Source organism: Roseovarius sp. EC-HK134, from assembly GCF_902498815.1.
Taxonomy (GTDB): Bacteria; Pseudomonadota; Alphaproteobacteria; order Rhodobacterales; family Rhodobacteraceae; genus Roseovarius; species Roseovarius mucosus_A.
The window spans coordinates 1,918,225-1,931,113 of sequence record NZ_LR701544.1 but is presented as its reverse complement, the minus strand read 5'-3'; the positions used below and the strand labels follow the sequence as shown (position 1 = coordinate 1,931,113).

16 protein-coding genes are annotated in these 12,889 nt (G+C 64.7%); 9 read left to right on the top strand and 7 right to left on the bottom strand.

Translation table 11 applies throughout. The annotated features are described in order from the left end of the window. The first annotated feature begins 1 nt into the window (after position 1). The 5 genes from fliF to GC127_RS13270 are packed head-to-tail and all read left to right on the top strand — an operon-like array spanning position 2 to position 5,270. On the top strand, positions 2–1,696 hold the full coding sequence (gene fliF / locus GC127_RS13290) for a flagellar basal-body MS-ring/collar protein FliF (RefSeq protein WP_081507915.1): 1,695 nt from the start codon (positions 2–4) through the stop codon (positions 1,694–1,696). Continuing rightward, the gene (fliG, locus tag GC127_RS13285; RefSeq protein WP_081507914.1) at positions 1,693–2,730 is read left to right on the top strand and encodes a flagellar motor switch protein FliG; all 1,038 of its coding nucleotides are present in this window, start codon (positions 1,693–1,695) and stop codon (positions 2,728–2,730) included. The genes fliF and fliG overlap by 4 nt, the downstream gene beginning before the upstream one ends. A 4-nt stretch (positions 2,731–2,734) precedes the next feature. Continuing rightward, entirely contained in the window at positions 2,735–3,526 is a 792-nt protein-coding gene (locus GC127_RS13280) for a FliH/SctL family protein (RefSeq protein WP_008279892.1), read from the top strand. After that, a complete protein-coding gene (locus tag GC127_RS13275) occupies positions 3,523–4,857 on the top strand; it encodes a FliI/YscN family ATPase (RefSeq protein WP_008279891.1) in 1,335 nt (444 codons plus the stop codon). The genes GC127_RS13280 and GC127_RS13275 overlap by 4 nt, the downstream gene beginning before the upstream one ends. Beyond that, positions 4,854–5,270: a hypothetical protein gene (locus GC127_RS13270; RefSeq protein ID WP_151978552.1), complete on the top strand. Its 417-nt coding sequence runs from the start codon at positions 4,854–4,856 to the stop codon at positions 5,268–5,270. Before GC127_RS13275 ends, GC127_RS13270 begins: the two co-directional genes overlap by 4 nt. A 13-nt stretch (positions 5,271–5,283) precedes the next feature. On the opposite strand, the gene GC127_RS13265 is transcribed toward GC127_RS13270, so the two are convergent. Further along, the gene (locus GC127_RS13265) at positions 5,284–6,147 is read right to left on the bottom strand and encodes a helix-turn-helix domain-containing protein (protein WP_008279889.1); all 864 of its coding nucleotides are present in this window, start codon (positions 6,145–6,147) and stop codon (positions 5,284–5,286) included. A gap of 108 nt (positions 6,148–6,255) precedes the next feature. On the opposite strand from GC127_RS13265, the gene GC127_RS13260 reads away from it, so the two are divergent. Then, positions 6,256–7,221, top strand: coding sequence for a fatty acid desaturase (locus GC127_RS13260; RefSeq protein ID WP_151978550.1), 966 nt, complete (start codon positions 6,256–6,258; stop codon positions 7,219–7,221). Positions 7,222–7,234: 13 nt separating this feature from the next. On the opposite strand, the gene GC127_RS13255 is transcribed toward GC127_RS13260, so the two are convergent. Continuing rightward, positions 7,235–8,659: an FAD-binding oxidoreductase gene (locus tag GC127_RS13255; RefSeq protein WP_151978548.1), complete on the bottom strand. Its 1,425-nt coding sequence runs from the start codon at positions 8,657–8,659 to the stop codon at positions 7,235–7,237. Between the two features lie 127 nt (positions 8,660–8,786). On the opposite strand from GC127_RS13255, the gene GC127_RS13250 reads away from it, so the two are divergent. From GC127_RS13250 to GC127_RS13240, 3 genes are read left to right on the top strand one after another with little or no spacing between them, the layout of a single operon-like run. After that, on the top strand, positions 8,787–9,239 hold the full coding sequence (locus GC127_RS13250) for a DUF3429 domain-containing protein (protein ID WP_008279885.1): 453 nt from the start codon (positions 8,787–8,789) through the stop codon (positions 9,237–9,239). Continuing rightward, a complete protein-coding gene (rnhA, locus tag GC127_RS13245) occupies positions 9,239–9,706 on the top strand; it encodes a ribonuclease HI (RefSeq protein WP_008279884.1) in 468 nt (155 codons plus the stop codon). Before GC127_RS13250 ends, rnhA begins: the two co-directional genes overlap by 1 nt. Next, complete coding sequence (locus tag GC127_RS13240; RefSeq protein ID WP_008279883.1) at positions 9,703–10,326, top strand: trimeric intracellular cation channel family protein; 624 nt, start codon at positions 9,703–9,705, stop codon at positions 10,324–10,326. The genes rnhA and GC127_RS13240 overlap by 4 nt, the downstream gene beginning before the upstream one ends. Before the next feature lie 3 nt (positions 10,327–10,329). Here the strand turns inward: GC127_RS13240 and GC127_RS13235 are convergent, their stop codons facing one another. The 5 genes from GC127_RS13235 to def (GC127_RS13215) are packed head-to-tail and all read right to left on the bottom strand — an operon-like array spanning position 10,330 to position 12,803. Continuing rightward, positions 10,330–10,569: a GlsB/YeaQ/YmgE family stress response membrane protein gene (locus tag GC127_RS13235; RefSeq protein ID WP_008279882.1), complete on the bottom strand. Its 240-nt coding sequence runs from the start codon at positions 10,567–10,569 to the stop codon at positions 10,330–10,332. A 3-nt stretch (positions 10,570–10,572) separates the two neighbouring features. Continuing rightward, complete coding sequence (locus tag GC127_RS13230; RefSeq protein WP_008279881.1) at positions 10,573–10,815, bottom strand: hypothetical protein; 243 nt, start codon at positions 10,813–10,815, stop codon at positions 10,573–10,575. A gap of 4 nt (positions 10,816–10,819) precedes the next feature. Beyond that, positions 10,820–11,728, bottom strand: coding sequence for a methionyl-tRNA formyltransferase (gene fmt, locus GC127_RS13225; protein ID WP_151978546.1), 909 nt, complete (start codon positions 11,726–11,728; stop codon positions 10,820–10,822). A 58-nt stretch (positions 11,729–11,786) separates the two neighbouring features. After that, positions 11,787–12,281, bottom strand: coding sequence for a peptide deformylase (def, locus tag GC127_RS13220; RefSeq protein WP_151978544.1), 495 nt, complete (start codon positions 12,279–12,281; stop codon positions 11,787–11,789). Between the two features lie 3 nt (positions 12,282–12,284). After that, positions 12,285–12,803, bottom strand: a complete 519-nt coding sequence (gene def / locus GC127_RS13215; protein WP_008279878.1) for a peptide deformylase — start codon at positions 12,801–12,803, stop codon at positions 12,285–12,287. Positions 12,804–12,889 lie beyond the last annotated feature (86 nt).

Below are 12,889 nucleotides of genomic sequence, written 5' to 3'. Positions count from 1 at the left end.
TATGGACGGACAGCAAACCACCCTCCCGGCACAGGCTGGCGCCACCTCGCTTGTGCAACGGGCGCGCCTTGCGCTCTCGGGCATGGATGGGTTCATCGCCCAGCCTGCCCTGCGCCGTGCCCTGCCCGCGATTGGCGTGCTGTTGGTCGTGACCCTTGGTCTGGCCGCGTGGCTGCTTTTGGCCCCGGCCAACCGCGTGACCCTTCACGCAGGTCTGCCCGAGGCGGAAAAATCCCTCGCCCTCGACGCGCTGACTGCGGCTGGCATGGACGCCCGGCTTGATCCCTCTTCCGGCGCGCTTACCGTGGCCGCTGATCAGTTTCACAGCGCCCGCATGCTCTTGGCCACCCAAGGTTTGCCCGAAGGGGCGACCGACGGCATGTCGGCCATTGACGAAATGCCCATGGGCACCTCGCGCCAGATCGAATCCGCGCGCCTGCGCCGGATGCAGGAACTCGACCTTGCCCGATCGATCCAGGAATTGCGGCCAGTGCGCGCCGCACGCGTGCACCTTGCCCTGCCCGAGCGCAGCGCCTTTGTCCGCGACAGCCAGCCGCCCCGCGCCTCTGTGTTTCTCGAACTCGCCCCGGGCATGGCCCTGGACCAAGCACAGGTGCGCGCCATTGTCAGTCTCGTTGCCGCCGCCGTGCCCGATATGCCGCGCGGCAATGTCTCGGTCGTGGATCAGACCGGCACGCTTCTGACCAGCCCCGAAGAAGACCCGGTGCAGGCCGAAGCCGACCGCCAGATGCAGCACCAGCGCCGGCTTGAAACCCTCTACCGCGACCGCGTGCTGTCGCTCCTGACCCCCATCGTGGGCGCGGGCAATGCCGCCGTCGAAGTAACACTCGATATGGATTTCACCCGCTCCGAGATCACCAGCGAAGAATACCTGCCCGACACCGCCCTGCGCAGCGAGCAAAGCAGCAGCCAGCAAACCAGCGGCGCGCAGGCGGGCGGCATTCCCGGTGCCGTGGCCAACACGCCCCCGAATGAGGCGCAAATGGCCGAGGCCGCCACCCAAGGTGCCAAGAGCGGCACCACCAACAGCGCCACCTCCTCGACCCGCAATTACGAGGTCAGCCGCCGGGTGGAAACCCGCCAGCCGCAGACCGCTCAGATCAACCGCGTGCATGCCGCCGTGCTTTTGCACCGCCTGCCAACCCCCGCCGCCCCTGCCGAGGGTGAAGCCACCTCTGCCGCCCCCGAGGCCGTGCCCCTCGCGGAAATCGAGGCGCTGACCCGCTCCGCCATCGGCTATAACGCAGAGCGTGGCGATATCGTCACCGTGGCCAGCGCCCCGTTTGTGGTGGCCCCCTCCGTCATTTCGGCAGAGCGGTGGTATGACGCGGCTTGGCTGCCGACGCTGGGGCGCACGCTTGCTCAACTGGCGCTCTTTGGCATCATCGTGCTGGGTGTCGTGCGCCCGATCCTCAATCGCCTGCTGCCCCCCGTCGGCGCTACCGCCGCCACTGGCATGACCTATGGCGATGCCATCGAAGTACCCCGTGGCGAGAGCCTGTCAGCCCTGCGCCAGCGCCTTGAAACCGCCGCCCCGAATGCCGAGGACCTCAACGGTGCCATCACCTACGAGGAAAAGATCGACCTCCTCCGCCAGATGGCTGGGTCCGAGACCAATCGCATCGCGGGCGTCTTCAAATCCATGATCACCCCCACTGGTGAGGACCGGCCATGACCCTCGCGCTCCCTGCCCCCTCTGGCACGCGCCCCGGCGCGGACCTGACCCCGGTGCAAAAGGCCGCCATCCTTATGATGATCTTTGGTGAGGAAACCGCCGCACAAATCCTGCGCGCCCTTTCCCCCTCCGAAGTGCAGGTTCTGGGCGAGGCCATGTTCACCGTGCAGGGCGTCGATCACGATACGGTCGATGCCGTGCTCAACGAGTTTCTGGGGCTGGTCAGCAACCAGACCGGCATCGGAATCGGCGCGGGAAATTACGTGCGGCAAGTGCTTGATCAGGCGCTTGGCGCACATAAGGCGCAATCTGTGCTCTCGCGCATCGTGCCCTCCAACAGCGAACGCCCGATCGAAATCCTCGACTGGATGGACCCCTCTGCCGTGGCCGAGCTTATTCAGGATGAACATCCGCAGATCATGGCGCTGGTCATCGCCTCGCTCGACTATGCCCAAGGTGCCGAAGTGCTCAAGCTGCTGCCCCCCGAGGCACAGCCCGAAATCATCCGCCGCATCGCCACGCTCAACACCGTACAACCCGAGGCGCTGCGCGACCTCGAAGAGGTGATGCGCGCCAAGTTCAAGGCCAACACCACACTGCGCGCCTCGCAGATTGGCGGGGTCAAGGCCGCCGCACGGATCATGAACTTCACCCGTCAGGACATGGAAGAGCGGATTATGAAAGACATCCGCAAGGATGACAAATCGCTCTCCGAGGATATTCAGGACAATCTTTTCGTGTTCGATTACCTCATCAAATCCGACGAACGCGCCCTGCAAACCGTGCTGCGCGAGATCGACAGCGAGATTCTGATCCTCGCCCTCAAAGGGTCCAACCCAACCCTGCGCGACAAGCTCTTGGGCTGTGTTTCGGCCCGCGCCGCCGCCAATATCATGGACGAGATGGAGGCCATGGGCCCCGTACGCCTGAGCCAGGTGCAGGAGGCCCAGAAACAGGTCATCACCGTCGCCCGTCGCCTGTCGGACGAGGGCAAGATCACGCTCGCCGGACGCGGCGGCGAAAAGATGGTCTGAGACCATGACCGCCATGCCTGCCCCTGACCTTCCCCCCGCGCCCGGCGCACTCACGCCCGAGGATCTGCTGGCGCTGGTGCGTCGGTCTTCGCAGCAATTCCAGCGCCGCGATCCTGCCATCCCTGAAACGCAAGCCGAGAGCAGCTTTGCCCCGCAGACCGTGGTGCGCCCCCTGCGCGCGCCCGCGCCAGAGGCAGAGCCCGCGCCTGTCACCGCAACGCCCGAAGAGAAACCCACCGCCAGCTTCACCCCTGCGCCACCCCCGGCCACTTTTGACATCGAGGCCGAGCGCCGTGTCGCTTGGGCCGAAGGCCACGCCGCCGCCCTGCAGGACATCGAGGCCGCCCGCGCCGCCGCCCGCGCCGAAGCACTGGAAGAGGCGCGCGCCACCGCCGCGCAGGATATCGCTGAGACGCGCGATGCTTTCACCGCCGCGATCACCCGCCTCACCAGCGCCGAAAACGAACGTTTGGCAGACCTGAGCACCAAGCTGGAGCTGGCCGTGCGCCAATTGGCCACCCAACGGGCCGGGCAGAAAATCGACGAGGCCCCCCGCCCCTTTCTGCGCCGCATCGAAAAAATCACCCATCAAATCGCCGCCGGGGCCGAGAATACCGTCGTGTTGATGAACCCCGCCGACCTTATGGCGATCAAACCGCATATCAAGGATTTTAGCCCATTGGCCAAGGGGCGGCTGTCGCCCGACACCACCTTGGGGCGCGGGGATCTGCGCATTCGCATGGAAGATATCACCTTCTCCGATGTGATCGCCGAACGCGACGGGGGGCTGGCATGACCGATCTTCTGGCGCGTCTCGCACAGGCCACCGAGGCCATGACCGAGGTGCCACCCCCCGGCTATTCAGGTCAGGTGCTGCGCTATGATGGTCTCATCCTCGAATGTGCGGGCTTTCCTGCCAGCCCCGGCACGCGCTGCCGCATAGACACCGAGGATGGCAAGGGCGCCACCGGCGAAATCGTGGGCTTTGCCAATGGCCGCAACCTGCTCTTTCTCGATCAACCCGGTGCGCGCATTACCCATGGCTGTCAGGTGCACAAGATGCGCGGCGGTCACAACGCCGCCATGGGCGACGCCCTCTTGGGCCGCGTGCTTGATGCGGAAGGCGCGCCGCTTGACGGCTATGGTCCGCCCGATTGCCCGGAAACCCGCCCGCTCTCGGGCCGCGAACAAAACCCGCTTGCGCGCCAGCCCGTCGATGCCCCGCTTGATGTTGGCGTGCGCGTGATCAACGCCGCGCTCACCGTCGGGCGCGGTCAGCGCGTGGGCATCATCGCAGGCTCGGGCGTCGGTAAATCCGTGCTCATCGAAATGATGACCCGCTACACCTCAGCCGATGTGATTGTCGTTGGGTTGATCGGCGAACGCGCCCGCGAAGTGGGCGATTTCGTCTCCAAGGTCATGACCGGCGAGAACCGCGCCAAGACCTGTGTCGTCGCCGTGCCCGCCGACCGCTCGCCGCTTCTGCGGCTGCGCGCGGCACATCGCGCCACCGCGATTGCCGAATATTTCCGCGATCAGGGCAAGCAGGTCATGCTGATCATGGACAGCCTCACGCGCGTGGCGCATGCCCGCCGCGAAATCGGTCTGGCATTGGGCGAGCAACCCACCGCCAAGGGCTATACGCCCTCTGTCATCTCTATGATCCCCGGCCTGATCGAGCGCGCCGGTCCGGGCCTGCCCGGTCAGGGCAGCATCACCGCGTTCTATACCATTCTGGCCGATGGCGACGACACCACCAACGATCCCGTTGTGGACACGGCCCGCGCCATTCTCGACGGGCATTTCGTGCTTTCGCGCAATCAGGCGCAGATGGGCATCTATCCCGCCATCGACCTCACCCAATCGGTGAGCCGTGTGATGAAGGACATCGCCGAGAAACCCCACCACGCAGCCGCCATGCGCCTGCGCCGCCTCATTGCCCTGTATATGGAGAACCGCGACATGATGCTCATGGGTGCCTATTCCCCCGGCCAAGACGCCACGCTTGACGAGGCCGTCACCCTCTGGCCCCGGATCGAGGCCTTTATCCGGCAGGATATCCATGAACCCGCCAGCCTTGAGGATAGCATCAGCGCCCTTTGCGCGCTGACAGGCGGTGCCGCATGAGCGCGCGCCAACACCGGATCCTGACCCTGATGGCCCGGCAGGAAAACCGCGAGTTGGGGCACCTCTCCATGCAGCTTGGCCATTTGCGGCGGCAGGAAATGCAGCAATTCGACATGGCCGACCGTCTGGGTCAAATGCTCGACCAGAGCGCACAGGCCCCGGCCGAGCCGATGACCCCCGGCCAACTGAGCACGGCGCATTTCATGGGGCGCACCCTTGTGCAGCAGCTTGAGGCGACGCGCAGTCAGATGGCCCGCACGCGGCAAGAGCGCGCCGCCGTGGAACAGGACCTCTCGCAGCACCAACGCCGCCAGCAGATCCTGCAAGAGCGCGCGGACCTTAGCCGCCGCGCCCTGCACGCGGCCCGCGCCGAGGCCGAAGATAACGCCACCCTGCCCCGCCGCACGCGGTAACGCGATAGCGCCGCTATCGCACCAGCCCGTCACGCAGCGCACGCAGATGCGCGGGGATCTCCCGCGCCGTCACCCCTGCCTCGCGCACCAGCCCGTCGAAATGCAATGTGATCGCCTCGATACGTTCGGTGTCGCGAAACACCATATAGTTGCGCCCCAGATAGAGCACCGCCAGCAGCGGCCCAAAAAGCGTGATCGGCGCGGAATAAACCCGCCGCGCATCAAAGAGATAAAGCCGCAGGCGCGGATAAAGCTGCGTCGTCGTGGCAATCAGGTGATCAAGCTGCGCGCGGCGCAGATCTGCAGGCAACCCGCGATAATAGCCCTCGCCGCGCGCGAAACTCTCGATCTCATACAGCGGCAGAGCAATCTCGTAATCCGACCGCGCCGCCCGCATCCAGGCCATGCGATCCTCTGATGCGCCAATCGCCTGATCAGTGGAACGGCCCAGATGCGGCGCATATTCCCATTCCAGCATCGCGCGGGTCTTGAGCATATCGGGCAGCGCGGCCGGCACATGGCGGATCTTGTATCCCGCCGCCTCCTTGTGCCACGCGAAAATCTGTTCATCGACAAGGGCGCGTGGGGCCTCGGTCAACGACAGCGTGTTGGCCAGCATGTCGGCAGCGGTTTCGGGTCGGTCGGTCAAGCCCAACAGCCAATCGGCAGAGACCCCTAGCGCCGAGGCGCATTCCCCCACCACCTGCGCATTGGGCAGCCGCGCGGCATCGCCCTTGAGCAATTGCGACACGGTCGAGCGATCCACCTCAATCGCCCGCGCCAAAATGCTCTGATTGCTGCCCCGACGGCGCATCGCCTCGGTCAGCCGGTTTCGAAACAGGGTGGCCCGCAGGCGTTTGTCGATTTTTTTGGACATGCGGTGACTATAATCACAGTTGCGGAGAAATGTTAACCATTTCCGAAATGGCGCACTCAGAAGATTAAAACGACTGTCAGGGGAAGATGCACATCAAAAGGACCCAGAATGCACGCCCCATCGCAGCTGAACGCGCGCCCCGAAGCAGGCAGACAGCCGCCCAAGACGCGGCAGGCGGCTCGCGTTGAATGGCCCACGCTTGGCCTGCTGGCGCTCTGCTACGCGATGTGGATCTTTGGCACCACTGCGGCGTCGGCCCTCGCGTTGCCGCTTGGCATTGTCGTCACCGGCCTCGCCATCGCCCTTCATTCCTCGCTCTGCCATGAGGCGCTGCACGGGCACCCGTTCCGCTCTCAGCGCCTGAATGAAACGCTGGTCTTTCCCGCCCTCTGCCTTGCTATCCCCTATGCAAGGTTCCGCGACACCCATCTTGCGCATCACCGCGACGAATTTCTCACCGACCCCTATGATGACCCCGAGGCGAATTACCTTGATCCGACTGTCTGGGTGCGGCTGCCGGGTTGGGTGCGGGCGGTGCTGCGGTTCAACAACACGCTGGCGGGGCGGATGCTGATCGGGCCAATGGTGGCGCAGATCTCTTTTCTGCGCAGCGACTGGCGGGCGATCAAGACAGGCGACCGTGCCGTGCGCGATGCTTGGCTCTGGCATATCCCGGCAGTGGCGCTGGTGCTGGCTTGGCTGTGGTTTGTGCCGATGCCGGTCTGGGCCTATCTGCTGGCGGTCTGGCTGGGCTTGGCGATCCTGAAAATCCGCACCTTTCTAGAGCATCGCGCCCATCTGCGCGCCAGCGGCCGTACCGTACTGATCGAGGATCGCGGCCCCTTGGCGTGGATTTTCCTCAATAACAATCTGCATGTGGTGCATCATATGCACCCCGAGGTGGCATGGTATCGCCTGCCCGCGCTCTATGCGGCGCGGCGCGACCATTACCTGCGGCGCAACGATGGCTATGTCTATCGCTCCTACGCCCAGATTTTCGCTGCGTATTTCTGGCAGGCCAAGGACCCGGTGGCGCATCCGCTCTGGCCCGGGCGCTCTGACGGCGACGCATAAGCAGCAGCACGGGTTAACCCCGCAGCACCGCCCCCGGATTCATGATCCCCAGAGGATCGAGCGCCGTCTTGATCGCGCGCATCGCGTCCAATTTCACCGGATCACCATAGCGTTCCAGATCCTCGACCTTGAGCCGCCCGATGCCATGTTCGGCGCTTACCGATCCGCCCATCTCATGCACCAGATCATGCACCGCGCGCTTGATCTCGTCGCGCTCCGCCACATGATCCGCACGTCCCCGCCCCGGCATGGGAAAGACGTTGTAATGCAGGTTGCCATCGCCCAGATGCCCAAAACAGTTGATCCGGAACGCGCCGATCCCGGCGATGACCGCATTCGCCTGCACGATAAAATCGGGGATCAGCGACATCGGCAGTGAAATGTCATGCGAACTGATGGATCCGATGCGCCGATTGGCCTCTGGAATTTGCTCACGCACCTCCCAGAACTGATGCCGCTGGGTTTCGGATTGCGCGATCATGCCGTCGCTGACCAGCCCCGCCTCGAACGCCTCGGCGAATAGCCCCTCCAACACCGCCGCCGGATCAAGCCCACTGGCCAGCCCAACGTCGATCAGCACGAACCATTCAGGCATCTTGGCAAAAGGCTGGCGGATATCGGGCAAGGTCTCGGCCAGAAACTCGAGCCCGGCCCGGTGCATGATCTCGAACGCGCTGACCCCCTCGCCGATGCGCGCACGCGCCAGCGCCAAAAGGTCAAGCGCGGCGCGTGGTCCCTCGACCACCATCAGCGCCGTGCCCTCGCCCATGGGGCGCGGAGAAAGCTTGAGCGCCGCAGCAGTGATCACCCCCAAGGTCCCCTCGGACCCGATCAGAAGGTTGCGCAGATCATAGCCTGTGTTGTCCTTGCGGAGGCGTTTCAGACCGTGCCAGATGCGCCCATCGGGCATCACCGCCTCTAGCCCCAGACACAAATCGCGCGCATTGCCATAGCGCAGCACATTGACGCCGCCCGCATTGGTGGCAAGGTTGCCGCCGATCCGCGCCGATCCCTTAGCGGCGATGCTGAGCGGGAAGAGCCGGTCCACTTCGGCGGCGGCGGTATGGATATCTTGCAGGATCGCCCCCGCCTCGACCACGATCACGTTTTCCGCCGGATAAATGCCGCGCACCGCGCGCATCCGCTCAAGGCTCAGGATCACCGGGGTCGGGCCACCGGGGGCGATCTGCCCCCCCACAAGGCCGGTGCCGCCGCCATAGGGCACCACCGGCACGCGCGCAGCGGCACAGGCACGGACAATCTCGGCCACGTCTTCGGTATTGCCGGGGGCCAGAACCACGCCCTGCCCCTGCCAGCGGCCGCGCGGCTCCTCAAAATAGCCGGGCGTGGCCTCGCGGAACGCGGGCGCGGGCAGGCGCGCGCGCAGCGCGTCGATAAAAGCGGGGGTGGCTGGGGCCAAGGTGGGAGTCTGGGTCATGCGCTGTACCTATCACGTTGCCCGCATCGGTCCAGCCCTTCGTGAGAGGCTAAGAAGCGGCGCATGGAACGCGAATGCACGGCTTTCCCCCTTGTCTCTGCGCGCCCCTCGGGTCATTTTGCGCGCCATGCAGATGATACCCCGCGCCCCGCTCTTTCTTGGCCTTGCCGGCCTCTTGCCCTTTCTCTGGGGGGCACTGACCGTGGTCCTGCCCGACCTCGGCCTCTGGACCGCGCAGACCATCGGGCCGCGCTTTGCCGGACCCTATGTGATGCTTTTTTACGGCGCGGTGATCCTGTCGTTCATGTCGGGCGTGCTCTGGGGGTTCGCCACGCGGGCGACAGGCACGATGGCAGGCATCTGCTATGGCCTTTCGGTCATTCCGGCCCTTTGGGCGTTTTTCATGACCGGCGGCGGGCCAACCTCGGCGGGAACAAGCCTCATCTTCGGTTTTGCAGGCCTTTTGGCGCTGGATTGGCAATTCTGGCGATGGGGCCTCACCCCACCTTGGTGGATGGCGTTGCGGATGCTGCTGACGGCGGTGGTGATCGGCTGCCTTGCGGTGGGGGTGCTGCTCTGATGCCCGCGCTTTTCGCCTATACTGACGGGGCCTGTTCCGGCAATCCCGGCCCCGGTGGCTGGGGGGTGCTGATGCGCGCCATGGACGGCGATGCCATTCTCAAGGAGCGCGAACTCTCGGGGGGCGAGGCCGATACCACCAACAACCGGATGGAGCTTTGGGCCGCCATTGCCGCGCTTGAGGCGCTGTCGCGCCCTTCAACCATCACCATCGTCACCGACAGCGCCTATGTCAAAAATGGTGTGACCGGCTGGATGCATGGCTGGAAGCGCAACGGCTGGCGCACCGCCGACAAAAAGCCGGTCAAGAATGTCGAGCTTTGGCAACGGCTGGACGAGGCGCAGAAACGCCACACCGTCACGTGGGAATGGGTCAAGGGCCATGCAGGCCACCCCGAGAACGAGCGCGCCGATGAACTGGCCCGCGCCGGGATGGCCCCCTACAAGCCAAGCAAGGCCAAAGGATGAGCGCGCTCATCCTGCTTGATTACGCCTCAGTGCTGATCTTTGCGCTGACCGGCGCGCTTGTGGCCTCGCGCCAACAACTCGACATCGTGGGCTTTGCCTTTATCGCCTGCCTGACGGCGGTCGGCGGTGGCACGCTGCGGGATGTGCTTTTGGATCGCAACCCGGTCTTCTGGCTGGGCAATCCCAACTATATCCTCATTGCCTGCGTCGCCGCCCTTTTTGTGTTTTTCACCGCTCATCTGGTCGAAAGCCGCTATCGTCTCTTGCTCTGGCTCGACAGTTTCGCGCTGGCCGTCGCGGTGCCTGCGGGCGTAAGTGCGGCGATGGTGATGGGGCAAAGCCCGGTGATCGTGGTGCTGATGGGCATGGTCACGGGCTGTATGGGCGGGCTGATGCGCGATGTGGTCTGCAACGAGGTGCCACTTGTGCTCAAACAAGGCGAGCTTTACGTGACCGCCGCCTTTGCCGGAGCCTTGGGCGCGGTGATTGCCGCAACGCTCACCAACGATCCGCTTGTGATCTTGGGCACCTGCGCCGCCCTGACGTGGGCGCTGCGCGTGGGCTCTCTTACGCTTGGCTGGCGGCTGCCGGTCTACCGGGCGCGCCCGCCACGGCAATAAACCTCAGCGCCGCTGACCGATCATCTTCCACAGCCAGACCAGCAGCATCGCGCCCAGAACCGCACCGATCAGCCCGCCAAGAAAGCCGGTGATCATCAGCACCATGCGAATGACCACCGCCCCGATCAGCGTTCCGGCAATGCCAATGAGGATTGTCGGCACCACGCCGACCTCAACCCGCATCAACCGCGTCGCCAGAAACCCGGCCGCAATCCCCACGATCAAAAGCCCGATGATGCCCATGTCCTACCTCCGATTGCGCCAATGGGTCGGCACGATGATCAGCGCCCCGATTGAGGATAGGATCGCATCAATCCCCGGCGCGCCAAAGCGGATACCGAACATGATCCGGACAAAGTAAAACAGAAACGCGCCGCCGATGCAGATGATGATCGAGGGCAAATAGCCATTGCGGGTGAACCCGCTCTTTTCGCTGGCGTAACCCACGATGCCCGCGATTACTACCGTACCGAATAGCTGCATGAACATCGCGTCACCCCAATTGCGTGCCACGCGGCAAGGGCATGCCGCGCAAGAACTCGTCAGCATCCTGCGCCGCGCGCCCGGCCCGTTGCAAGCGCAAAAGCCGCACAGATCCCGTGCCGCAGGCTACGGTCAACCCGTCCGCCAAAACGACACCCGGCGCGCCGTGCGCCTCTGCCATGGCAGAACAAAGCAGCTTGATCCGCTCGCCCCCCACCTCGCACCAAGCCCCCGGAAAGGGCGAGAGGCCCCGGATCAGCCGGTCCACCTCTGTGGCAGGGCGCGTCCAATCCACCCGCGCCTCGGATTTGTCGATCTTGGCGGCATAGGTCACGCCCGCCTCGGGTTGTGGCTCTGGCGTCAAGGCGTCGAGCCGCTCCAATGCCGCGACGATCAACCGCGCGCCAAGGGCAGACAATCGGTCATGCAATTCCCCTGTGGTTTCTTGGGGGCCAATCGCCACAGCCTCGCGCAGCAGAACCGGCCCGGTGTCGAGCCCCGCCTCCATCTGCATGATGCATACGCCTGTCTCGGTATCCCCCGCCATGATGGCGCGGTGAATGGGCGCGGCCCCCCGCCAGCGGGGCAAAAGGCTGGCGTGAATGTTCAAACACCCGCGCGTGGGCGCATCGAGCACGGCTTGCGGCAGGATAAGGCCATAGGCCACCACCACCGCCACATCGGCCTTGAGTGCTGCAAACTCTGCCTGCGCCGTGGCCTCTTTCAAACTCACCGGATGGTGGACCGGCAGGCCAAGCGCCTCGGCGCGCGCCTGCACCGGGCTGGGGCGGTCTTTTTTGCCGCGTCCCGCCGGGCGCGGCGGCTGGCAATAAACCGCCGCCACCTCATGGCCTGCGGCAACCAAAGCCTCAAGCACCGGCACAGAGAAATCCGGCGTTCCCATGAAGATCACACGCATGCCGCCCCCTGTCCCTGTTCCCAGAATACTCAAATCCGCCGCCGCCCCAAACGCTGCCTCAGCCGATCTTGCGCGCCCGCCTGAGCAGCATATCCCGCTTGACCCGGCCCAGACGGTCAAAATACATCCGCCCCTGCAAATGGTCGATCTGATGCTGCACGGACGTGGCCCAGAGACCCACGAAATCGCGCTCCTCAACCTCTGCGTCGGCATTCAGGAACCGCACCGTCACCGCACGTGGCCGCTCGATCATCGCCGAGACACCGGGAAGACAGGGGCTGGCCTCTTCATGGGGGCGCAATTGCACGCTCGCGTGCAGGATTTCGGGGTTGGCCATACGCACCGCTTGGCCCCGCGCCGTGCTGGCATCGACCACGGCCAGCGCTTGCATCTCGCCCAATTGCGTGGCGGCCAACCCCACGCCCGGCATTGCCTCCATCACCGCGATCATCTCATTCCAGAGGGCGCGCGTTTGGTCGGTGATCTCCGGAACCGGTGCCGCTGGCATCCGCAGCCGCTTGTCAGGCCAGCGCAGGCAGGGGCGCGGCGCCACGGCTTAGCCCCGCGCCAGTTCGCGCTTGAGCTTTTGCATGCGCCGGGTGATGAGTTGCCGCTTCATGGCGCTGAGGTAATCAATAAAGAGCTTGCCATCGAGATGGTCGATCTCATGCTGCACGCAGGTGGCCCAGAGACCGCCAAACCCTTCCTGATGCTCAACCCCATCCAGATCCATCCACCGCATCTCGACCTCTGCAGGGCGCGTGACATCGGCGAATTGATCCGGAATCGACAGGCAGCCTTCCTCATACACGCTCTTTTCCTCGGAAAAGGCGGTGATTTCGGGGTTCAACATCACGATCGGGCGCGGGGTCGCCCCCTCATCCTTGACGCAATCCAGCACGATCAGACGATCCATGACGCCCACCTGCGGCGCAGCAAGGCCGATGCCCGGCGCGTCATACATGGTCTCAAGCATATCCTGCGAGAGTTTGCGCAACGCATCGGTCACGTCCTTCACGGGCGTGCAGACCTTTCTCAGGCGCGGGTCGGGATGGATCAGAATGGACCGTTTCATGGCGGCTATTTAGGCGATGACCGGGCGTTCTGCAACGCCCCTTGCGCTCGGGCCGTGATCGGTTAGCCTGCGCGCCAAACTCAGAG

Excerpts from the sequence above, each read along its gene's own strand:
- fliG (WP_081507914.1), top strand. The coding sequence starts at position 1,693 with ATGACCCTCGCGCTCCCTGCCCCCTCTGGCACGCGCCCCGGCGCGGAC.
- GC127_RS13265 (WP_008279889.1), bottom strand. The coding sequence starts at position 6,147 with ATGTCCAAAAAAATCGACAAACGCCTGCGGGCCACCCTGTTTCGAAAC.
- GC127_RS13280 (WP_008279892.1), top strand. The coding sequence starts at position 2,735 with ATGACCGCCATGCCTGCCCCTGACCTTCCCCCCGCGCCCGGCGCACTC.
- GC127_RS13250 (WP_008279885.1), top strand. The coding sequence starts at position 8,787 with ATGCAGATGATACCCCGCGCCCCGCTCTTTCTTGGCCTTGCCGGCCTC.
- GC127_RS13240 (WP_008279883.1), top strand. The coding sequence starts at position 9,703 with ATGAGCGCGCTCATCCTGCTTGATTACGCCTCAGTGCTGATCTTTGCG.
- GC127_RS13260 (WP_151978550.1), top strand. The coding sequence starts at position 6,256 with ATGCACGCCCCATCGCAGCTGAACGCGCGCCCCGAAGCAGGCAGACAG.
- GC127_RS13230 (WP_008279881.1), bottom strand. The coding sequence starts at position 10,815 with ATGTTCATGCAGCTATTCGGTACGGTAGTAATCGCGGGCATCGTGGGT.
- GC127_RS13270 (WP_151978552.1), top strand. The coding sequence starts at position 4,854 with ATGAGCGCGCGCCAACACCGGATCCTGACCCTGATGGCCCGGCAGGAA.
- rnhA (WP_008279884.1), top strand. The coding sequence starts at position 9,239 with ATGCCCGCGCTTTTCGCCTATACTGACGGGGCCTGTTCCGGCAATCCC.
- GC127_RS13235 (WP_008279882.1), bottom strand. The coding sequence starts at position 10,569 with ATGGGCATCATCGGGCTTTTGATCGTGGGGATTGCGGCCGGGTTTCTG.
- fmt (WP_151978546.1), bottom strand. The coding sequence starts at position 11,728 with ATGCGTGTGATCTTCATGGGAACGCCGGATTTCTCTGTGCCGGTGCTT.
- GC127_RS13275 (WP_008279891.1), top strand. The coding sequence starts at position 3,523 with ATGACCGATCTTCTGGCGCGTCTCGCACAGGCCACCGAGGCCATGACC.
- GC127_RS13255 (WP_151978548.1), bottom strand. The coding sequence starts at position 8,659 with ATGACCCAGACTCCCACCTTGGCCCCAGCCACCCCCGCTTTTATCGAC.
- fliF (WP_081507915.1), top strand. The coding sequence starts at position 2 with ATGGACGGACAGCAAACCACCCTCCCGGCACAGGCTGGCGCCACCTCG.
- def (WP_008279878.1), bottom strand. The coding sequence starts at position 12,803 with ATGAAACGGTCCATTCTGATCCATCCCGACCCGCGCCTGAGAAAGGTC.